Source organism: Paenibacillus sp. 01T442, assembly GCF_056398345.1.
Window position 1 is genome coordinate 21,511 of the sequence record NZ_JBFTPF010000018.1, and the last position, 19,421, is coordinate 40,931.

At 45.9% G+C, this 19,421-nt stretch carries 24 protein-coding genes and 1 tRNA gene; 21 read left to right on the forward strand and 4 right to left on the reverse strand.

All coding sequences use genetic code 11. The features are described from left to right. Positions 1-8 precede the first annotated feature (8 nt). Complete coding sequence (locus AC1DLM_RS16425; RefSeq protein WP_441990038.1) at positions 9-500, forward strand: DUF4446 family protein; 492 nt, start codon at positions 9-11, stop codon at positions 498-500. On the opposite strand, the gene yyaC is transcribed toward AC1DLM_RS16425, so the two are convergent. Then, on the reverse strand, positions 475-1,098 hold the full coding sequence (yyaC, locus tag AC1DLM_RS16430) for a spore protease YyaC (RefSeq protein ID WP_056622658.1): 624 nt from the start codon (positions 1,096-1,098) through the stop codon (positions 475-477). The genes AC1DLM_RS16425 and yyaC overlap by 26 nt on opposite strands. Before the next feature lie 96 nt (positions 1,099-1,194). Between yyaC and AC1DLM_RS16435 the strand changes: the two genes are divergently transcribed. The 5 genes from AC1DLM_RS16435 (at position 1,195) to AC1DLM_RS16455 (ending at position 3,297) form a co-directional block, all read left to right on the forward strand. Then, complete coding sequence (locus AC1DLM_RS16435) at positions 1,195-1,437, forward strand: putative Se/S carrier protein (RefSeq protein ID WP_063868179.1); 243 nt, start codon at positions 1,195-1,197, stop codon at positions 1,435-1,437. Positions 1,438-1,449: 12 nt separating this feature from the next. Continuing rightward, positions 1,450-2,304 carry a mechanosensitive ion channel family protein gene (locus AC1DLM_RS16440; RefSeq protein ID WP_477570584.1) on the forward strand — a complete coding sequence of 285 codons (855 nt, stop codon included), beginning with the start codon at positions 1,450-1,452 and terminating at the stop codon, positions 2,302-2,304. Position 2,305: 1 nt separating this feature from the next. Then, positions 2,306-2,521 (forward strand): DUF951 domain-containing protein, encoded by a 216-nt coding sequence (locus tag AC1DLM_RS16445; protein ID WP_171636294.1) that lies wholly within the window; start codon positions 2,306-2,308, stop codon positions 2,519-2,521. 76 nt (positions 2,522-2,597) lie between these two features. Next, positions 2,598-2,685, forward strand: a tRNA-Ser gene (locus tag AC1DLM_RS16450). A gap of 177 nt (positions 2,686-2,862) precedes the next feature. Beyond that, on the forward strand, positions 2,863-3,297 hold the full coding sequence (locus AC1DLM_RS16455; RefSeq protein WP_477570585.1) for a hypothetical protein: 435 nt from the start codon (positions 2,863-2,865) through the stop codon (positions 3,295-3,297). A gap of 106 nt (positions 3,298-3,403) precedes the next feature. Here the strand turns inward: AC1DLM_RS16455 and AC1DLM_RS16460 are convergent, their stop codons facing one another. After that, entirely contained in the window at positions 3,404-3,595 is a 192-nt protein-coding gene (locus AC1DLM_RS16460; protein WP_028557224.1) for a YjzC family protein, read from the reverse strand. 243 nt (positions 3,596-3,838) lie between these two features. On the opposite strand from AC1DLM_RS16460, the gene rpsF reads away from it, so the two are divergent. The 15 genes from rpsF to dnaB all read left to right on the forward strand — a co-directional run bounded on the left by rpsF (position 3,839) and on the right by dnaB (position 17,095). Further along, a complete protein-coding gene (gene rpsF, locus AC1DLM_RS16465) occupies positions 3,839-4,126 on the forward strand; it encodes a 30S ribosomal protein S6 (protein WP_056622648.1) in 288 nt (95 codons plus the stop codon). A gap of 34 nt (positions 4,127-4,160) precedes the next feature. Beyond that, positions 4,161-4,649 carry a single-stranded DNA-binding protein gene (gene ssb / locus AC1DLM_RS16470; RefSeq protein WP_171636291.1) on the forward strand — a complete coding sequence of 163 codons (489 nt, stop codon included), beginning with the start codon at positions 4,161-4,163 and terminating at the stop codon, positions 4,647-4,649. Positions 4,650-4,674: 25 nt separating this feature from the next. Next, positions 4,675-4,962: a 30S ribosomal protein S18 gene (gene rpsR, locus AC1DLM_RS16475; RefSeq protein ID WP_028557221.1), complete on the forward strand. Its 288-nt coding sequence runs from the start codon at positions 4,675-4,677 to the stop codon at positions 4,960-4,962. A gap of 225 nt (positions 4,963-5,187) precedes the next feature. Beyond that, entirely contained in the window at positions 5,188-6,195 is a 1,008-nt protein-coding gene (locus AC1DLM_RS16480; RefSeq protein WP_477570586.1) for a metallophosphoesterase family protein, read from the forward strand. A 1-nt stretch (position 6,196) separates the two neighbouring features. Next, entirely contained in the window at positions 6,197-7,027 is an 831-nt protein-coding gene (locus AC1DLM_RS16485; RefSeq protein ID WP_477570587.1) for a metallophosphoesterase family protein, read from the forward strand. Between the two features lie 37 nt (positions 7,028-7,064). Beyond that, positions 7,065-8,357, forward strand: a complete 1,293-nt coding sequence (locus AC1DLM_RS16490) for an ABC transporter substrate-binding protein (RefSeq protein ID WP_477570588.1) — start codon at positions 7,065-7,067, stop codon at positions 8,355-8,357. 102 nt (positions 8,358-8,459) lie between these two features. Next, entirely contained in the window at positions 8,460-9,419 is a 960-nt protein-coding gene (locus AC1DLM_RS16495; RefSeq protein WP_477570589.1) for a carbohydrate ABC transporter permease, read from the forward strand. 12 nt (positions 9,420-9,431) lie between these two features. Then, positions 9,432-10,262, forward strand: coding sequence for a carbohydrate ABC transporter permease (locus AC1DLM_RS16500; RefSeq protein ID WP_477570590.1), 831 nt, complete (start codon positions 9,432-9,434; stop codon positions 10,260-10,262). Next, the gene (locus AC1DLM_RS16505) at positions 10,262-10,960 is read left to right on the forward strand and encodes a GntR family transcriptional regulator (protein ID WP_441990045.1); all 699 of its coding nucleotides are present in this window, start codon (positions 10,262-10,264) and stop codon (positions 10,958-10,960) included. Before AC1DLM_RS16500 ends, AC1DLM_RS16505 begins: the two co-directional genes overlap by 1 nt. 36 nt (positions 10,961-10,996) lie before the next feature. Further along, a complete protein-coding gene (locus AC1DLM_RS16510) occupies positions 10,997-11,737 on the forward strand; it encodes a tyrosine-protein phosphatase (protein ID WP_477570591.1) in 741 nt (246 codons plus the stop codon). Between the two features lie 190 nt (positions 11,738-11,927). Further along, positions 11,928-12,239 carry a MazG-like family protein gene (locus tag AC1DLM_RS16515; protein WP_056622632.1) on the forward strand — a complete coding sequence of 104 codons (312 nt, stop codon included), beginning with the start codon at positions 11,928-11,930 and terminating at the stop codon, positions 12,237-12,239. Between the two features lie 6 nt (positions 12,240-12,245). After that, positions 12,246-13,160, forward strand: a complete 915-nt coding sequence (locus tag AC1DLM_RS16520; protein ID WP_441990048.1) for a DUF2232 domain-containing protein — start codon at positions 12,246-12,248, stop codon at positions 13,158-13,160. Between the two features lie 18 nt (positions 13,161-13,178). Beyond that, on the forward strand, positions 13,179-15,140 hold the full coding sequence (locus tag AC1DLM_RS16525; protein ID WP_477570592.1) for a DHH family phosphoesterase: 1,962 nt from the start codon (positions 13,179-13,181) through the stop codon (positions 15,138-15,140). After that, positions 15,137-15,586 carry a 50S ribosomal protein L9 gene (gene rplI / locus AC1DLM_RS16530; RefSeq protein ID WP_056622624.1) on the forward strand — a complete coding sequence of 150 codons (450 nt, stop codon included), beginning with the start codon at positions 15,137-15,139 and terminating at the stop codon, positions 15,584-15,586. Before AC1DLM_RS16525 ends, rplI begins: the two co-directional genes overlap by 4 nt. A 135-nt stretch (positions 15,587-15,721) precedes the next feature. Further along, positions 15,722-17,095, forward strand: coding sequence for a replicative DNA helicase (dnaB, locus tag AC1DLM_RS16535; protein ID WP_056622622.1), 1,374 nt, complete (start codon positions 15,722-15,724; stop codon positions 17,093-17,095). A 917-nt stretch (positions 17,096-18,012) separates the two neighbouring features. On the opposite strand, the gene AC1DLM_RS16540 is transcribed toward dnaB, so the two are convergent. Beyond that, complete coding sequence (locus tag AC1DLM_RS16540) at positions 18,013-18,876, reverse strand: IS3 family transposase (protein ID WP_441990153.1); 864 nt, start codon at positions 18,874-18,876, stop codon at positions 18,013-18,015. 11 nt (positions 18,877-18,887) lie between these two features. After that, positions 18,888-19,205, reverse strand: coding sequence for a transposase (locus AC1DLM_RS16545; RefSeq protein ID WP_441990050.1), 318 nt, complete (start codon positions 19,203-19,205; stop codon positions 18,888-18,890). Between the last annotated feature and the right edge of the window lie 216 nt (positions 19,206-19,421).

Genomic DNA, 19,421 nt, shown 5'->3' on the forward strand with positions numbered 1-19,421 from the left:
GATAAGGCATGGGGGAACTGTTTGGCTTGAATGCAGAATACGTGATGTTAGTTTGTTTCGCATTCATTCTTGTGTTATTGGTTATGGTCATCATTATTTCAATTCGATTGTCATCCTTGCGGAAACGATATAACCGGATGATCAATGGTACAAGCGCTGAGAATATGGAACAATTACTTATTGAGATGCAGAACTCCTTGAACGAGCAAAAGGCCGAATCCGTTAAGGCTTCGACCCAAATATCTGGTATTCATCAGTCCATGAAGAAGATGACATCGAACATCAAAGTTCGTCGCTACAATGCATTTAATGAAGGTGGTAGTGATCTCAGTTTCTCGTTGGCGATGCTGAACGAAGAGCAAGATGGTGTGATCATTACAGGAATACATAGTCGAGAGCAAATGTATGTATATGCGAAGCCGGTCGCAAAGGGGCAATCCAGTTACACGTTAAGCCCAGAAGAAAAGGAAACACTTACTCAAACTTTAAAGCAGTCGTAGCACTCGGTGCAAAGGATTGCGTCCGTCTGATCGAAGCGTAGAGGGCATCACCAATGACGGTAGCCATATTCATGACGAGGCTGAGCCGCGTATTTTGCAAGACGAAGTATTCCATGAAGCCGCCAACATTCACGATACCAGTTACATGAATATCACCAACAGGAGGCAGATCTTTATTGACACCGGCACCTGGCTTAAGTGGTCCATGCGCGACTTGAATGCAGCCGACACTGGCAACTTGCCCTAAACAAGCATCAACCGCGACGATGAAAGGGTTCTGAAATTGCTTGTGAATGGTTTCAACGGTTTCGGCTAAGTTCATCGCGTGGACAGGCTCATCCAAGGTACCAAACAAATGAAGATTGCGGAGTGTGGTCGTACGATTAAGATGGGAGCCAACGAGAGGACCGAGCGCATCCCCTGTAGAACGATCCGTTCCTACGCAAATGACGACGATAGGTTGATAGGTTGGTAGTTTACTAAAAATCGATTGCAAATGCTTGGCGAGCAGATGAGGTGTATTGGAATCGGTATGTTGAATTTTCAAAGGTTCTTGCACTGGGGTTTTATCGCCGTCGAATCCGAAATGGAATTTCATGATATCCCTCCAAAGTAGTAAATCTTTTTTACTAGTATATGGAGAGAGAGGTACATTTATACGTAGAGAGGAGAGCTTTCTCTGGAATTTTCTATCATGTTGCTAGCTTTCGATTCTACCCAACAAGCACTAAGAGCTGAGATGCTGCTAGAATACGCGGATATTGAGATCGATATCAGGCCTACGCCGAAAGAGATTACAGCAGGATGCGCTCTTTCTATTGAATTTCCAGGAGCAGATCTTGTGCGAGTTCAAGAGATTATAGAGAGCGAGAATGTTGAGATTAGAGGCATTTATTTTAAAAAAGAAGATGGATATGGTACCATAGTAGAAAAGTAAGGAGGCTTACTAGTGTCTTTTGAAACACAATATTTCGAAGATTTGATGCATTGGATTCGGGAGCATATCAGTAAACCTGAAATCATTGCCTCAATATTCTGGATCACTATCAAAATTGTACTTATCTATGTCATTGCTAGAGTTATTATCAAAATTGCTGACAAAACTATCGCTCACATGGTAATTGCGAGAGAGAAGTCACCACTTAAAATTGATAGACGAAGATCGAATACCATTTCAATTCTCGTACATAATCTTATTGCCTATACGGTAAATCTAGTTGCTATCATGTTGATCCTCGGTCAAGTAGGATTGAATTTAGGCCCCTTACTAGCGGGTGCAGGTGTTCTTGGATTGGCGATAGGTTTCGGAGCACAGAGTTTGGTGAAGGATGWCATTACAGGGTTCTTTATTATATTCGAAGATCAATTTGGTGTTGGTGATGTCATTCAAATTGACCAGTTCAAAGGGACCGTTGAGGAAATTGGTATTCGTGTGACTCGGATCAAAAGTTGGACCGGTGAGGTTCACATCATCCCTAACGGAAACATCAAGCAAGTGACGAACTTTTCCACCTATAATTCGATTGCTATCGTCGATGTATCTATCGCTTATGACGCTGACATTGATCGTGCGATGGTTTTATTAAATGAAGTTGTTGCTGAAGTGCATGAGCGCACAGAGAATATCGTTAAAGCGCCACAGGTGCTAGGTGTGCAAATGATTGGAAACACGGATTTGAAGATACGAGTTATTGCAGAATGTAAGCCGAACAAACAAGGGGAAGTCGGGCGAATTCTAAATGCAGAGATTAAGAAGTATTTAGATACCCATGGCATTAAACAGGAAAAGGTGGAGGGGAACTAAGATGGAGAAGAAGGAATACCAACTTGGCGACGTTGTACAGATGAAAAAGCCCCATCCATGCGGTACAAATGAAATGGAAATTATTCGAATGGGGATGGACATCCGGATTAAATGTGTGGGCTGTAAGCACAGCGTCTTAGTGCCGAGAACGAAGTTCGAAAGCAAGCTCAAAAAAATATTGCGCAGCAATGCGGCAGCAGAGGAAGAGTCCAATTAGCTTTTCCATAAATATTAGTAAAACACTTGCGAGAGACAGACTTTTTTGATACAATAAGTCCTGTTCTCATTTTCTTGGAAAGGTACCCAAGTGGTCCAAGGGGGCTGACTCGAAATCAGTTAGGCGTCGCGAGGCGTGCGTGGGTTCGACTCCCACTCTTTCCGTACTAGAACACACCAGATGAAAGCCGTTTATATCCTTCGGGGATATGGGCGGCTTTTTTATTGTCCTGTTTCGAGATCGTGATAATGGTTTATATGAAGAGAAGGGATAAAAAGTAAAGATCCGAAGCAACCTAACAGTTAGGTTATGGCAAATAGTTACGTAGGAGGACGAGATAAATGAATAAATGGATACTATCCCTAGCAATGYTTGCTGTAGTGGCCTCAGGCTGCTCTAAGAAGGATGATACGTCGACAGTTAGTCCATCAGCAGGTGTGACGGTACAGCCCTCAGCAGGGGCTTCAGCGACGCCTAGTGGGACGAGTGCAGGAGGCGCTGTAACAGCGACACCTACATCTACACCAAAGGGAACAACAGGTGGCGGAGCAGCAGAGACACCTTCCACGTTAACGAAGGAACAAGTGGAGAAAATCACGTTGACGAGTACCTACGATGATTTGGTTAAGCAGACGGGATCCAAAGGGAAGCTAGTGAAAGAGGAGAATGGCAAACGGACCTATGAATTTGCGATCTCTAATCAAGCAGGGTATTATGCGGAAATCGTCTATTTTAACGATGGGAAGATTTCAGAGAAGCGTGTGTTCCAGAAGTAGGGGATTTAAGTAGTAAAGATGACGATGTGGATGTAAAAGAATGTAGAAGAAAGGAACACCTCTCCATAAAGCTGGAGGGGTGTTCCTTTCTTTTCATATAGTAGACCTACATCCTCTTGCCGCCCTTTTTGTGCCATTTGCGATTATGATTGCTTGTTGCTGGAAAGGTGTCACCTTTGCGGAGGGTAACTGTCTTGGGATTGTTAATCCCCATATGGAAGGCGTTCTCGCCAATTTCCATATATTCACCGTCGTTAGGAACATGATCGCCTTCATTAAAATGTGTCCATTCACCCACGATTGAATCACCTCTTTGTAAGAATAACAATCATAATTAGAATGCCCGCAAGAGAGGGAAGCATGTACCTGATGAGCTTCCAGCTTCCACCTGTGCGAAGCGTGTGATAAAAACTTGTAATTTGCCGCATGATTTGCTATAGTATTCAGGTGCGAGTTTTGAATAAGAATCCTCGCTCCTTGCTCCTTCGCTTGCCTAGCAAGTTAGAATAGGAGCCGCTTAGTCCAAAAGGAGGTGAAATACATGCGCAAATATGAATTGATGTACATCATTCGTACTGACGTTGAGCAAGAAGTTGTTCAATCTACGGTAGAAAAATTTCAAGGCATCATCTCGAACGGTGGGGGAGAAATCTCCAAACATGACCTGATGGGTAAACGCCGTCTTGCGTATGAGATCAAGAAGTTCCGTGACGGGCACTACGTGCTTGTACACTTCAACGCAGAACCTGCTGTTGTAACTGAACTTGATCGCGTACTTAAGATTTCGGACGAAGTTATTCGTCACTTAATCGTAAACGACGTAGCTTAATCAATGCCAGTATTTTCGTCAGGAGGGTTATTCCATGTTGAACCGTGTCATTCTTATCGGTCGATTGACCAGAGATCCAGAACTTCGTTATACACCTGCTGGGGTAGCAGTTACCCAATTCACACTTGCTGTAGACCGTCCTTTCACGAGCGGTGGCTCGAAAGAACGTGAAGCGGACTTTATCAATATCGTCACGTGGAGGCAGCTTGCCGAAACATGCGCGAATTACTTGCGTAAGGGTCGTTTAACAGCAGTTGAAGGACGCATTCAAGTGCGTAACTACGACAACAATGAAGGAAAACGTGTTTACGTGACCGAAATTATTGCCGACAATGTACGTTTCCTTGAATCTAGCGGCGGCGGAAATCGCGAAGAGGGCGGATCATCTAATGCAAACGCGAATGCAGGCTACGGCGGCGGAAGCGGAAGCAGCAATCGTGGCGGTGGATCGCGCGAGCAGCAGGATCCTTTCATAGATGACGGGAAACCGATCGATATTTCCGATGATGATTTGCCATTTTAAACGTAGAAAGGACTGAAGAGACACAATGGCTTTCCAAAAAAGAGACAATAATGGTGATGATCGTGCTGATCGCAAATTTGCTCCTCGTGGCAAAGGCGGTAAAGGCAAACGCCGTAAGGTTTGTTACTTCACTGTAAACAAAATCAAGCATATTGATTATAAAGATATCGAGACTCTTAAAAAGTTCATCAGTGAGCGCGGGAAGATTCTTCCTAGACGTGTAACTGGAACTTCCGCTAAGTACCAACGTGCTTTGACGATCGCTATCAAGCGTTCCCGTACAATCGCGTTGCTTCCTTACACAACGGAATAGGTTTCGGAATAAAGAGCAATCGGGCAACCGGTTGCTCTTTTTATTTATATTGAGAAGCGAGCCCGCGGGGGCTCGCTTTTTTGGCGTTAGCTTTCTTTTGCCGCAGCCAGACTCGAGGACTCTAGATTAATAATAACTATAAATCTAGCTAATATTCTGCTTACATACAACCTGCATACTAAGGATAAGAACAAGCTTTCACCAATAGAAGGGAGATAGGAAACCATGCAAACTGTACAGCTTGATGAAAAGAAGAACGTAACGATCTTTGAGGATCAGCTAGTGACCACAGAGAAACGCCCTTGGTTTGGGAGCATGCCTAGTCAACTGGGAKAAGACTTTTCGTTTGTTGTGATGGGGGACCGTTGCGGGATGGCGACGGAGGGGGTTTTTGAGAAGGCGCTGGACATGGTGAAGGATTTGAAGCCTGATTTTGTCTTGGCGGTTGGTGATTTGATCGAAGGCTATTGGAATAACGCCGCGGACACACATAAGGAATGGGATGACATTGACGGCAAAATTGCAGCGATGGGACTACCTTTTCTTCCGGTCATCGGCAATCACGACTATGGCAATCTAACGATGGCAGAGGTATGGCGCGAGCGCAGAGGCTTGGACTACTACGCGTTTCGTGTAGGGGATACACTCTTCCTTTCTTTAAATACGGAGCATACACCGGATGAGTTCTCCGATGCATTTATCGACATCATCAAACGGATAACAGCGGACGTGAAACGCGAACCTGAACGCGCCAATGAACACATGAGTGCTTTTGTTGATGAACTGAAAGGGCAACTCACACCTGAGGAACTACAAGGTTTAGGCAAGATCAAGCTGAGTTTGGGCGAGGAGCAACTTGCTTACTTTAGACGCGTACTGGCCAACAATGCAGATGTAAAATGGACGTTCGTCAACATGCATAAGCCAGGTTGGAAATCAGAAAACGAAGAATACCAAGAGCTCATTCAGATGCTTGGGAAACGCTCCTACACCATTTTTGCTGGGCATTTGCATGCGATGGAGTATTCTCGAAAAGGTAATGCAGAGTTCATACAGCTAGGTAGAACAGGTGGTCTTGCACATGGGGATGGCACGAATCCTAGTGACGAGAATGTCGTGTTATGGGTCACCATGCGCGGAGGAATGCCTACATATCGCGTTATTCATCTGGATGGTGTCAATGATTTAACAGCTTATCAGCCTCATCAACACGTTCACGGGGAGAGTGTCTAACATGACGACGAAAGAACCGATCTTTTTCATACAATTAACGGATATTCACATCAGCACACCAGGAAAGAAACCATTGTTCGGCCTCGAAATGTCAGATAAGCTGCGCGCTGCTTGTGCGGAAATTCGCACCTTGGAGGCGAAACCATCCTTCGTAGTGATTAGTGGTGATTTGACACATGATGGCAATTTGGAAGACTATCGTTTCCTCAAAAAGCTGATAGATGAACAAGTAGAACTTCTCGGAATTCCGATTCATGTCGCGCTGGGCAACCATGATTTCCGCGAGCCATTTCGCGAAGGTTTCTTAGAGGAAGAGCCATCGAACGAGTCCTATTACTATAGCTTTATGGCCGATGGCCTCCGTATCGTGATGTTAAATACACAAGTACCAGGAACCCATGGCGGTAGACTCGATGACGTACAACTCGCCTGGCTAAAGCGAGTGCTAGCTGAGCCGGCACCATCTGGAACGATTATTGTGCACCATCATCCGGTTGTGAAGACACCTACGGTAATAATGGATGATCATCTATTGGAAAACCCGCAGGACCTGGCAAACGTCATCGAAGGAACGGACGTGATTGGCTTATTGTCGGGGCACATTCATTATCATAATGTCGGTGTTTTTAATGGTATTTTGTGTGCAGCCGCAGATGGACTTGCCTTCGGTCTGGATCCTTCAGCTTCGACGAACATGCGATTCATCGATAGATCTGGTTACAACATGATCACGGTGAAGAACGGACAAATGATCGTACAACCCATGACCCTACCTGGTGAACAACGCTTGCTCTATGAAATGAATGTATCCAAGATTCATGCTGAGGCCTAATCCTATCCATAGATCGATAATAAGAAGGAGCTGTGACATGTCACGAACCAAAACAAAGATCATGATGTTGCTTTCATTAACTGCACTGGTAACAGCAGCCTGTGGAAATGGCAAGGAGAGTGCATCAACTGGGCCAGTTACGATTTCTTTCTATAGCTACAACTTAGCGATCGCTAGTCAAAAGGAAGGCACGCAGCAACTGATTACGGAATTCGAGGCAGCTCATCCGAACATTAAGATCGATGCGATTCCGGTTACTTCAACGGAAATTAATACGAAGGTACAAGCTGATATCGCGGCGGGTTCGCGACCTGACGTTGCACAGCTCGTATTTGATGGTTTGGACTATGCTGTTCAGAACTACAATGCGAAGGCATTGGAAGATATTGTGCCTGCTGACGAGCTGAAGAAGAATTTCGAAGGCTTCTCTCCGAATGGACTGAAATTAGGTCAACTGAGGGGCAAAACATATGGACTTCCTTTTACATTCAGTACACCGGTCTTATTTTATAATGCAAAGCTATTCAAGGATGCGGGTCTTGACCCAGAAAACCCTCCTAAAACGTGGGAGGAAGTGAAGACCTATGCCCTACAGATCGCAGCCAAAACGAAAGCTTCTGGTGTGCATTTAGGTGGTGCAGCCGGAGCGGACTGGATTGTTCAGGCCTTGATCGGCAGTAACGGCGGCAAGGTGCTATCAGATGACCGCAAAACGATCCAGTTCGGTGAACCTGCAGCGATTGGCGCAATCAAGATGTGGCAGGATCTCGTTCAAAGTGGCGCAAGCGACAAGATGAACGACACGGAAGTGATCCAAGCGTTCAGCGAATCGAAGGTTGGGATGCTGCTGTATACAAGCGCATTACAGAGCGCCTTGCTTAGCGCCTCTAAAGCTGGAGGCTGGGATCTGAAAGCTGTCCAGATGCCATCATTCGGAAGTAAACCTACAACACCAGTGAACTCAGGAAGTGCCTTGTTCGTGTTATCTGATGATAAAGCGAAACAGCAGGCAGCTTGGGAATTCCTCAAGTTTGTCACTAGTGAGCGGGGCTACACGATCATTACGTCCAAAATCGGGTACCTGCCGCTTCGCCCAGCTATTGTGGAAGATCCGAAGTATTTGAAGGACTGGGTGGCAGCCAATCCGTTGGTGAAACCCAATCTAGACCAGCTTACTCGCTTGCAGCCTTGGGTATCCTATCCAGGCTCGAAATGGAGCCAAATAGAGACGATTTTGCTTGAAGGCGTGCAGAAGTCGATTCAGAGTTCGGGTGATACCACGTCCATCATGCAGGATGCTCAGAAACGTGCACAATCACTAATGCCATAATGGGTGTAAAGACAGGAGGTAGTCATTTCCTTCTGTCTTCTGCCATGAATCGGTCATTCGATGATCGCCGAGAGACCGTTCTAGACATACAGGAGGGATACCATGAATAGCAATGCAATCACGAGGACAGTTTCTAAGGCTCGTCCGAAGTCGGTGCAGCAGGTAAAAAGACCGTTCCCCTATAAAAAGTTGATCCCTTATTTATATTTGTTGCCGGTGATGATTTCGATTGGCTTCTGGATCTATCGTCCTTTAATCGAGACCTTTCAGCTCAGCTTCTACGAGTGGAACATGCTGCCGACATCCCCGAAGGAATTCATGGGATTAGATAACTTTGAGAAGCTAGTTACCCTTCCCGAGATGAGTAGAGCCTTATTGAACACCCTGTTTTACACGGTGGGCGTTATGCCATTTTCGCTACTTTTGCCGCTACTGATTGCGATTGCCACGGACAACATTGGGCAGCGTACTCGCAATGCGTACCGAGCGTTAATTTTTGTACCCATGATTATGGCACCTGTTGCGGTATCAGCCGTTTGGAACTGGATTATGAATCCAATGGGCGGTATTCTCAATAAAACGTTGCAGGCTGTGTTGCACATTCAGGAACCGATACGCTTCTTCTCCGATGAGCGGTGGGCGATCTGGTCGATCACGTTCATCACGGGTTGGAAGCTGCTCAGCTTCAGTACGTTGATTTTCTCCGCAGCGATGACCGGTATTAGCAAAGATTATATAGAAGCCGCTAGAATCGATCGGGCGAATCGTTGGCAGATCATTTGGTACGTTTTGCTGCCATTGTTGTCGCCAACGATAATGTTTATGGCGATGCTAAGCACGTTGTTTGCAGCAGAATGGAGCTTCTCCTATGTCAATGTATTGACGCAGGGAGGACCGTTAAATTCAACAACAAACATTTATTACTTGCTATGGACGTACGGGTTCAAAACGTTCTCCGTAGGTTGGAGCTCAGCAGCCGCTGTGTGCGTGTTTATTGGTTCTGGACTTATTTCATTAGGCTTCATGAAACTCTCGAAAAAGCTCTCGTTTTACGACAACTAAAGGAGGATCAGCATGAAGAATCCGCGATTGAATGGATCCCGCAGCGCAACCGTCGGTAAGCATACCGTGTTGATATTGCTTAGCTTTCTTGCGATTTTCCCATTCTACTGGATGTTAAACACATCCTTTAAGCCAGCAGGTGAAGTGTACTCCACGTCACTGCTTCCCTCGCACTGGACGTTCGACAACTATGTGCAGGCATGGCACGCCATTCCTATGGCCCGTATGATGACGAACTCGATTATTGTTGCTGTTAGTCAAACAGCAGCCCAATTGCTCACGAGCATTCTGGCGGCTTATGCGTTCACGCGCTGGGATTTTCGCGGTAAAGGTTTCTTCTACGGCTTAATTTCATTGACATGGCTAGTTCCGTTTCAGGTCATCATGATTCCTAACTATGTGGTCATTAGCGGTTGGGGGCTGCGAAATTCCTTGATGGGGTTAATCATCCCTAACATCGTGTCAGCATTCGCGGTGCTCCAGCTGTACAACACCTTCAAATCGTTCCCGCGAACGTTAATTGAAGCAGCTCATTTGGACGGGGCAACCGACTGGAGCGTGTTGTGGCGAACGATTTTCCCGAATTTACGTGCATCGATTGCCTCTATAGGCGTGCTACTATTCATTTCCTCATGGAATGACTACTTCTGGCCGTTACTGGTCACAAACAAACCGGAGCATGCCACGCTCCAAATCGGGTTGCAGTCGTTTATGTCCACAGACGCTAATCTGTGGGGCCCGATGATGGCGGCGACAACCATGGCAAGCTTGCCGATTCTTCTGCTTTATTTTATTCTACAGCGTCAAATTATCGATTCGTTCGTCAAAGGCGGTTTGCGTTAATGAGTTCATTATTTACACAGCAACGACATCTTCTTCAAACAAAAAGCGAGGCCAAACCATCGCTAGAAAAGAAAGCCTACCAAGAAATTCGGAATCACATTATTCATGCGAATTATTTGCCTGGCACCCTTTTATCAGAGAATGAATTGGCGGATCAACTGAACATGAGTCGAACGCCGATTCGGGCGGCTATTTCCTTACTGGAGCAAGAAGGATTCGTGGAGTCGATAAGGGGCCGGGGCGTTTTTGTTAAAAATATTTCGTTCAAAGAGTTTTGTGACATGTTTGAAGTATTGGTTTCTATGCAGATTTATGCATTCGATGTTGCTGATAAGCGAGGACTTTCCTTCGATTTGACGTCGTTACGAGGCCATCTGGATCGTCAAATTCAAGCGGCGGATGACGGTGATCACTGGCTCTATTATGAAAGTTCGCTGCTATTTATTGAGACGATTCTAACTACAGTTCACAATCAGAACATGATGCAGATTCTGGAACAAATAAAAGGTAAATATATGTGCAAAGTTGTTTCCTATCGAACAATGAATCCGCAGTCTCTATCCAATCCGAGACAGGGGAGAAGGATCAACTCCCGCATCTATGAGGCTTTTAAGCAAGGGAACATCCAAGATGCGAAAGAAGCGATCTATGAAGCGAATGAGATTTTGCATCAGCAATTGAAGCAATTCGATATTTGACTTACACCAAATTTGAATAGAGGCGGATGAATAACCATGACAACACATATGGCCAATGAGCAGCGCGTTCTACAGGTTGAAGGCGCATATAACTTGCGTGATCTAGGAGGGTACAAGACGAAGGACGGGCGAATGACGCGTTGGGGCGTACTGTTCCGCGCGGATGGCTTGCACAAACTTAGTACGGATAGCCAACAAGATTTGGTGAACAGAGGTGTACGGACGATTATTGATTTGCGAAATGCGCATGAGCTTGTGGAGAGTAAGAACGTGTTCGCAGATTCCGAGCAAGTGAGCTATCATAATGTAAGTTTGATCAATCCAGCGACATCGAGTCTGACACAAATTCGCAATCTAGGTGATTTATATATTAACTTGCTTGAAACTTCGCAAACCGAGTTGTTACGTGTTTTCAGTTTGCTTGCTGAGGGAGCCATCCACGGAAGTCTCTTCCATTGCGCGGCAGGTAAAGACCGTACTGGTGTCGTTTCAGCCCTCTTGTTAGATCTTGCAAATGTTCCACATGAAACAATTTTGGAAGACTATGTGCTAACGAATGCCTGTATTACGCCAATCATGGATGAATTGCGTAAGGGGAAACCTGTGAATGTGCCTGATGAAGTGTATGAGAGCTTCTTAGGTTGTGACCCCGCTTATATGGCGGCATTGCTATCCCACTTGGAGCTTCGGTACGGCAATGCGGAACGCTATTTACTAACGATTGGTGTAACGGAAGGGCAGATTCTAGCGTTGAAGGAGCAGTTAATTACAAATTGAGGGAGTAATCTAGATTCCCAATCTCGAGGCATTTTTCCTAAAAGAATACAATTCCCCAACAAGGCAGCTATCCAGATCAGCTGTCTTTTTCTATGGCATCGGAGAGCTCGATTAGAGGCTTTCTTTTCTAGTACCTATTTGTGGTATAATTGATCAATATCGTTTCTGCTGATATGAGGAGTGATGACGGTTGCTGAATAGGGATAAAGAAGTTGACCTAGCCAGACGGGCCAAAGTCATTGAGTGGCTCAAAACAGAAGTCGTAGATCATGTAGCTCACTTGCTCAAAGGCATGTGGGAAGGTAGTCATGTAAAAATGGTCGATGGATTAGCCAGTTTGATTTCGAGTGGCTATATTTTAGGCCGAAGACTGGGGATTTCTTATCGCAGTTTGGACGAAGCTATTGTTGAGAAAATGAAGAAGCACCGCCAAGAGGGCCATCAACTTGAGGACTGGTACGGCGACATTTCATCGCTCGAAGAACATTTACGTAAGAGGTGAGCCCGGTTGGGGAATCGAAGTTGGCAGAGTGTCATTTGGAGCGTTGTTATGATTATTTCATTGCTATCGCTGATGACACCATTTATTATTTTTACATGTAGTTTTCTGTTGGTACCCGTTCTAATGCTTTACGTCAAAACAAGTACGAAGCGCTTCGTCATAAGTTATGTACTCAGTCTGCTCGTTGTCTACATACTTACCCAGTGGATAGGTCTCTATTTAATAACAATTGCGTTGTTCATATTACCACCAGTGTTAGTGATGGGGAACCTGTACAAACGCAAAGCGGCAGCAAGATCCGTATTAACAGCGGGTATCGTTACCGTCTTGGCTGAGTCATTATTAAGCCTGCTTCTAGGCTTTGCTTTAGGTCTTGACCCGGTGACTAAGTTCAAGCAATTCATGATAGATAGTATTGCAACGATGCCGAGTAGCATTCAGGAGATTTTACCTAAAGATCAGGACTGGTACGTTGGATTCATCGTGCAAGTGATACCGTTGTATTTGATTTTCGTGGCGTTGTTTATTACCTTTGTGACACATGGCGTAACGCGGTGGTTTTTGAACAAAACAGGAGAAGGTATTCCTGGTTTGCGCCCAATGCGAGAGTGGAAGCTGCAAAGATCACTTGTCTGGATTTATTTAGTGGCTTTTGTTTTAGATTTATTCTCAAAGCCTGATTCAAGTTCACTCATTTCAACACTGCTGATGAATGCGATGCCGTTGTTAATGCTCGTATTTGCAGTTCAAGCGATAGGCTTTCTGTTCTTTGTGGCGCATGCAAATAAGTGGAAACCGATCCTGCCAATTGTGGCCATTATCATCCTCATCTTTATGCCGCCACTATTTATTGTGTATAGCTTATTAGGGGTATTTGATGTTGCGTTTCCAATCCGTGAACGGTTCAAGAAAAATTTATAGGATTAGGAGCTAGTTCGAATGCCGAAGTTCCTTTTGAAGCGGTGGCACGGTCAACATATTGTGTGGATGTTCGTTCTGCTCATCGCCTTGACAGCCATTATCTATATGTTCAAATGGTGGCTTGGCCTAACGGCTCTCTTACTCTGCGGAGTAATGGCGTATTTCACGCTGCAAGCGGAGACAGCTTTTCGTCGAGAATTGAATACGTACGTCGGAACGATAACTCATCGGGTGAAAAAAGCCGGCAATGAAGTCATGAGCGGGCTGCCCATCGGCATTATTTTATATAATGAAGAGAAGCGCATAGAGTGGCACAATCCTTTTGTAGCGAAAATGCTAGGGCAAGACTCGGTGATTGGTGAGTCGCTCTTTGATTATTTCCCCGATCTCAAGAATAAGAAAGACAAGGCCGAAACACTCGAGCTTAAAGTTGGCCAATTTATTTATCAAGTCTGGTCCAAACCCGAGGAGAGACTCCTCTATCTGCGTGAAATTACGGAGCAAGCCATGCTAGCGAAGAAATACGAAGATAGTAAAACGGCGATTGGTATCGTTATGATGGATAATTTGGAAGAGGCGACACAGGGACTGGATGATCAGACACGAAGCCTTATGCTGGCCAAGGTCACTGGTGAAATTACCGAGTGGGCTCAGAAGAATCAGCTGTATTTACGTCGGACTTCATCAGACCGCTTCCTAATCTTGATGGATCAGAAGGCATTGCGCCAGTTAGAACAAACACGTTTTGAACTTCTAGACGATGTTCGCGATCTTACGATTGAGAATAAGCTGCCTCTAACGCTTAGTATCGGGATCGCATCTGGTGCTGAACAACTCACTGAACTTGGTCAAATGGCACAAATGGGGCTGGACATGTCGCTCGGCCGCGGTGGTGACCAGGTAACGGTGAAGGTTGGACAGCGATTGTCTTTCTACGGTGGGAGAACGAACGCGGTCGAGAAACGTACGCGAGTTAGAGCTCGGGTGATCTCGCATGCACTGCGTGATCTGATGAAAGATAGTGATAAAGTCATCATCATGGGCCATCGATTTGCAGATATGGATTCCATCGGCGCGGCGATTGGTGTGCTCAAGGCTGTCCAAGTCGTCGGCAAAGAAGGCTATATTGTACTAGAAGGCGTGAATCCAGCCATTCAGAAGGTGATGGAGACGATTTCCGCTGATGAGCGGCTGCATCGTTGGTTCATTACGCCTGAGCAGGGTATGCAGATTACGACGCAGCGAACACTTGCCGTGGTCGTGGATACGCACAAGGCATCCATGGTCGCTGAACCTAAGCTGCTACAGCTGACAAACAGGGTCGTGGTGGTCGATCATCACCGTAGGAGTGAGGAGTTCATCCATGATGCTACACTCGTCTATATGGAGCCCTACGCGTCCTCTACGTGTGAGCTAGTGACCGAGCTGCTGCAGTACATCAACGAGAAGCTATCGATGGAGGTTCTAGAGGCCACGATGCTGCTCGCAGGAATTGTTGTAGATACGAAGAGCTTTAGTCTTCGGACTGGGGCAAGAACCTTCGAAGCCGCGTCGTACCTGCGACGCAATGGGGCAGATTCCGCTCTCATTCAGAAGTTGATGAAGGAAGATTTGGATTCTTATATTGAGCGCTCCGAGATTATAAAGCACACAGAAACCATCTATGAACACGTGGCTCTGGCAGTTGCTGAGCCATCACGTAAATATTCTCAGTTGATGATCGCGCAAGTTGCTGATACATTGTTAAATATGACGAATATTATGGCTTCCTTCGTAATTGCCGAACGACCGGATGGATTAATTGGGATCAGCGCGAGATCGCTCGGCCAAATGAACGTCCAAGTCGTGATGGAGCGTCTGGGCGGCGGCGGGCATTTGACCAATGCAGCGACACAAACAGAGGGCACATTAGAAGAAGCAACGAACCGCTTAAAACAAGTACTAGCCGATATGCAGGAAGAGGAGGGACTTTTCGAATGAAAGTAATTTTACTCAAAGACGTTAAAGGCCAAGGTAAGAAGGGCGAAGTGAAAGAAGTATCCGAAGGGTACGCACAGAATTTCCTAATCGCACAAGGACTTGCAGCTCCAGCTACTCAGGGCACAGTCAAAGTGTTAGATAATCAAAAGAAAGCCGAGCAGCGCCGCAAGGACCAAGAGAAGGCAGATGCGCAGGCGTTAGGCGAGAAGCTTAGTGAAATGACCGTTCAAATTAAAGCGAAGTCTGGTGAAGGCGGCCGTTTGTTCGGAGCCATTCCTAGTAAGCAGATTGCAGAAGTACTTGAGAAGCAGTATAAAATCGTAATTGATAAGCGTAAAATCGTTCTGGAAGAGCCGATTCGTACCCTAGGCGTAACGAAAGTTCCAGTTAAGCTGCATGCAGAAGTAACAGCTAGTTTGAACGTTCAAGTAACGGAAGAGAAGTAAGTTTCAGCCACATAGGATATGAAGATTTGAATAGCAAGCAGTAGAACGAGAGTCCCTGATGGGGCTCTTCTCTCTTGTAGACATAAACCAGCTAGTAAACTATCAATTGTGAAAATGAAAGGCGGGCACAGTAGCATGAGCAACGGAGATAATATGTTTGTGGATCGTGTTCCGCCTCAAAATATAGAAGCTGAGCAAGCCGTCCTCGGTGCGATTCTGATTAATGCGGATGCCTTGATCACTGCGATGGAGCGAATAACTAGCGATGATTTCTATCGCGGCGCTCATCAGCGCATTTTCGAGGCGATCGTTGAGCTCGCAGAGGATCAAGAGCCTGTCGATCTTATTACACTAACAGCGCTTCTCCAAAACAAGCAGCAGCTTGAGGAGATCGGCGGTGTGACGTATTTATCGGAGCTGGCGAATGCAGTGCCAACTGCTGCCAACATCGACTACTACGCGGCGATTGTTGAAGAGAAGTCGATGCTTCGTCGTTTGATCCGGACCGCGACGCAGATCGTCACCAATGGCTATGCCAATGAGGATAATGTTGGGGCGATGCTCAGTGAGGCGGAGGCGAAGATCCTCGAGATTTCGCAGCGTCGCAGTTCCAGCGGTTTCGTCGTTATTCGCGACGTGCTGATGGAAGTGTTCGAGAAGGTTGAAAACCTCTACTCGAACAAGGGCGGGTCAACGGGAATCCCTTCGGGCTTCATTGACCTCGACAAGATGACGTCTGGCTTCCAGCGTTCAGACTTAGTCATTCTGGCCGCCCGACCTTCTGTTGGTAAAACCGCGTTCGCCCTGAACGTGGCGCAGAATGTCGGCGTTCGGGCCAAAGAGACCGTCGCGATCTTCTCGCTCGAGATGGGTGCCGCGCAGCTCGTACAACGTATGATCTGCGCCGAGGCCAACGTCGATGCGAACCGCATGCGGACGGGTTATCTCGAAGGCGACGACTGGGAGAAGCTGACGATGGCGATTGGTGCCTTGTCAGAGGCGAATATTTATATCGACGATACCCCGACGATTACGGTCGCGGATATTCGTGCAAAATGCCGTCGTTTGCAGCAGGAGAAGGGGCTCGGCATGATCCTCATCGACTACTTACAGCTGATTGCGGGCCGGGGCGGTAAGGGTGGCGACAACCGTCAGCAGGAGGTCTCTGAGATCTCCCGTACGCTGAAGCAGATTGCCCGTGAGCTGAATGTACCGGTCATCGCGCTCTCGCAGCTGAGCCGGGGCGTTGAGCAGCGTCAGGACAAGCGTCCAATGATGTCTGACCTTCGGGAATCCGGTTCCATTGAGCAAGATGCCGACATCGTAGCGTTCCTCTACCGGGACGATTACTACGATAAGGAGTCCGAGAAGAAGAACATTATCGAGATTATTATTGCTAAGCAGCGGAATGGTCCCGTAGGTACCGTCGAGCTGGCCTTCCTGAAGCAATTCAATAAATTCGTGAATATGGATCGCAGTCATCAAGAAGCAGCAGCCGCGCAGTATTGACGGCTGTTTTTTGTTGTTAGAGGGTGGTATTCCGGCGGATGAGCAATTCCACTTCCACTTCCTCTCCCATCTCTCAAAAATGCAAAAAGACAACCTTTTTCACTGATTTATGGTTGGTATTGGTAAATGCGTGCAAATAGGCTACCTTTTTAACATAGTTCAAGATAATCTCTTGAAATTGATGAAAATTGATGCCTATTTGCATCAATTTCCATTATCGGAGGGGAAAATCATTCGAAAAGTGCTCTTTTGCATGTTTGACAGGGGTAGAGGACTTGAACACGAGAGTTCATAGACAATCAACAACCTTGCTCCATCGGCAATACATTTGTTGCCACCACTAGCTCGCTACATTACTCCACAGTCTCCTCCTCCTTTACATTACCCCACTTTTCTGCACGTTTTTCTCGTTATCCGCACTACTCTCCAGTTACAATCCATAACACTCATAACTCTCCAATTACACTCATTACTGTCCTATTACTCACTACTCATATTATTGGGGGGGGAGTGTCGGGGCAGGGGAGCGTTCGATGCGCTGTAAGGATGAAAAACATCACTACAGTAGGAGTTACGCGGCAATAGTGATGAAAAATATCGCTACAGCTGAGTTTCAGGTCGGATTTGTCGGTTACGTAGGCAGTAAGCATGAAAACCATCACTACTGCAGACGAAATCCGAGAAATTGTCACAATAGTGATGAAAAACATCGTTACATCTGAGTTTCAGGTAGGATTTGTCGGTTACGTAGGCAGTAAGCGTGAAAAACATCACTAAAGTCGGCGGAATCCGAGAAAGCACCGCAATAATGATGAAAAACATCGTTACAGCTGAGTATCAGGTCGAATGCGTCGGTTACAGACACTGTAAGATTGAAAATGGACCTCTGTCAAGAAAGTAGACACCTGTTAAGTGAATTAACTAACTTTTTTGTAATAGTTTTCTTCAAATTTAACTGGTGAAAGGTAACCTAAAGAACCATGGATTCTTTTACGATTGTAAAAAAGTTCAATGTACTCGAACATATCTTGTTGTGCTTGGACTTTGGTCAAAAATCTCGTACAGTAAATAAACTCTTTCTTTAGCACGCTGTGAAAAGATTCGATGCAAGCATTGTCATAACAGTTGCCTTTCCGACTCATGCTAGCTCGCATATGGTATTTCTTAAGTCTTGCGCGGTATTCTTCTGATGCATATTGTGAACCACGATCGGAGTGATGCAGCAGTCCCTTAGGCGGTTTTTGAGCCTCATAGGCTTGATCTAAGGCAGCCAAAACTAAGTCGGTCGTCATACGGTCTCCGAGCTTCCAACCTACAATTTTACGTGTATATATGTCTAAAACACTAGCAAGATACAAACGGCCTTGACGGCACGGAACGTAGGTAATATCCGTGACCCAGACTTTGTTTGGCGCCGTTGTTTGGAAGTTTTGATTCAGCACGTTAGGCGCAATGGGAGAATCGTGCTTGGAATCAGTTGTTTGAACTCGAAACTTCCTGGATACACAGGAGCGAAGTCCAGCAGCTTTCATGAGTTTTCCTACCAAACGCTCTGATACCGTCCAGCCTTCACGCTGCAAAGTCTCTGTGATTTTAGGACTTCCATACCGTCCAAAATGGTCATGGAAGATGAATGTAATTCGTGCTAATAGAGCTGCTCTGCGCTTCTGGTAGCTGTTCATTAAGGCTTTTCCGTGCAACCATTTGTAATAACCACTCCGGGACACCTCAAGTGTCTGGCACATCTTCTCCACTGAAAATTCAGAGCGATGATCTTCAATGAACTGGAACCTTAGTTCCTTGGTCTGCTGAAGATGTGCACGGCCTTTTTTACAATCGCTAGTTCTTCTTCAGCTTCAGTTATCCGGCGATCTTTCTCTGCGAGTTCACGTTCCTTCTCCTTTAAGAGCTGCTCCAATTGACGAATTTTCTCTGGACTCGCAAGGGACTCACTTTCAAATTGACGGTACTTCGCTACCCATTGATGAAGAGTTCCCGCTGGAATGTTTAGCTCCTCAGCGATTTCCGCCACCGTTTTCGTTTGTTCTTGGATAAATCTCACCGTTTGTTGTTTAAATTCATCATTGTACCTTTGCCGTTGTTCACCCATTGTGAACACCTCCTCGTTATGTCTATTATCTTAAATTTGTTAACGAGGTGTCCACTTTTTATTCTAGTTGCAAAATCATCACTACAGTAAGCGGAATCCGAGAAAGCACCGCAATAGTGATGAAAAACACCGTTACAGCTGAGGTCTGCGTTTTTCTCCAGCAACAGACATAAAAAATGCCCTCAAGAGGAATCTTATGGGGAACAGAATGCATGT

Coding starts and splice junctions, on each gene's coding strand:
- AC1DLM_RS16425 (WP_441990038.1), top strand. CDS start 9: ATGGGGGAACTGTTTGGCTTGAATGCAGAATACGTGATGTTAGTTTGT.
- yyaC (WP_056622658.1), bottom strand. CDS start 1,098: ATGAAATTCCATTTCGGATTCGACGGCGATAAAACCCCAGTGCAAGAA.
- AC1DLM_RS16435 (WP_063868179.1), top strand. CDS start 1,195: ATGTTGCTAGCTTTCGATTCTACCCAACAAGCACTAAGAGCTGAGATG.
- AC1DLM_RS16445 (WP_171636294.1), top strand. CDS start 2,306: ATGGAGAAGAAGGAATACCAACTTGGCGACGTTGTACAGATGAAAAAG.
- rpsF (WP_056622648.1), top strand. CDS start 3,839: ATGCGCAAATATGAATTGATGTACATCATTCGTACTGACGTTGAGCAA.
- ssb (WP_171636291.1), top strand. CDS start 4,161: ATGTTGAACCGTGTCATTCTTATCGGTCGATTGACCAGAGATCCAGAA.
- rpsR (WP_028557221.1), top strand. CDS start 4,675: ATGGCTTTCCAAAAAAGAGACAATAATGGTGATGATCGTGCTGATCGC.
- AC1DLM_RS16485 (WP_477570587.1), top strand. CDS start 6,197: ATGACGACGAAAGAACCGATCTTTTTCATACAATTAACGGATATTCAC.
- AC1DLM_RS16490 (WP_477570588.1), top strand. CDS start 7,065: ATGTCACGAACCAAAACAAAGATCATGATGTTGCTTTCATTAACTGCA.
- AC1DLM_RS16495 (WP_477570589.1), top strand. CDS start 8,460: ATGAATAGCAATGCAATCACGAGGACAGTTTCTAAGGCTCGTCCGAAG.
- AC1DLM_RS16500 (WP_477570590.1), top strand. CDS start 9,432: ATGAAGAATCCGCGATTGAATGGATCCCGCAGCGCAACCGTCGGTAAG.
- AC1DLM_RS16505 (WP_441990045.1), top strand. CDS start 10,262: ATGAGTTCATTATTTACACAGCAACGACATCTTCTTCAAACAAAAAGC.
- AC1DLM_RS16510 (WP_477570591.1), top strand. CDS start 10,997: ATGACAACACATATGGCCAATGAGCAGCGCGTTCTACAGGTTGAAGGC.
- AC1DLM_RS16525 (WP_477570592.1), top strand. CDS start 13,179: ATGCCGAAGTTCCTTTTGAAGCGGTGGCACGGTCAACATATTGTGTGG.
- rplI (WP_056622624.1), top strand. CDS start 15,137: ATGAAAGTAATTTTACTCAAAGACGTTAAAGGCCAAGGTAAGAAGGGC.
- dnaB (WP_056622622.1), top strand. CDS start 15,722: ATGAGCAACGGAGATAATATGTTTGTGGATCGTGTTCCGCCTCAAAAT.
- AC1DLM_RS16545 (WP_441990050.1), bottom strand. CDS start 19,205: ATGGGTGAACAACGGCAAAGGTACAATGATGAATTTAAACAACAAACG.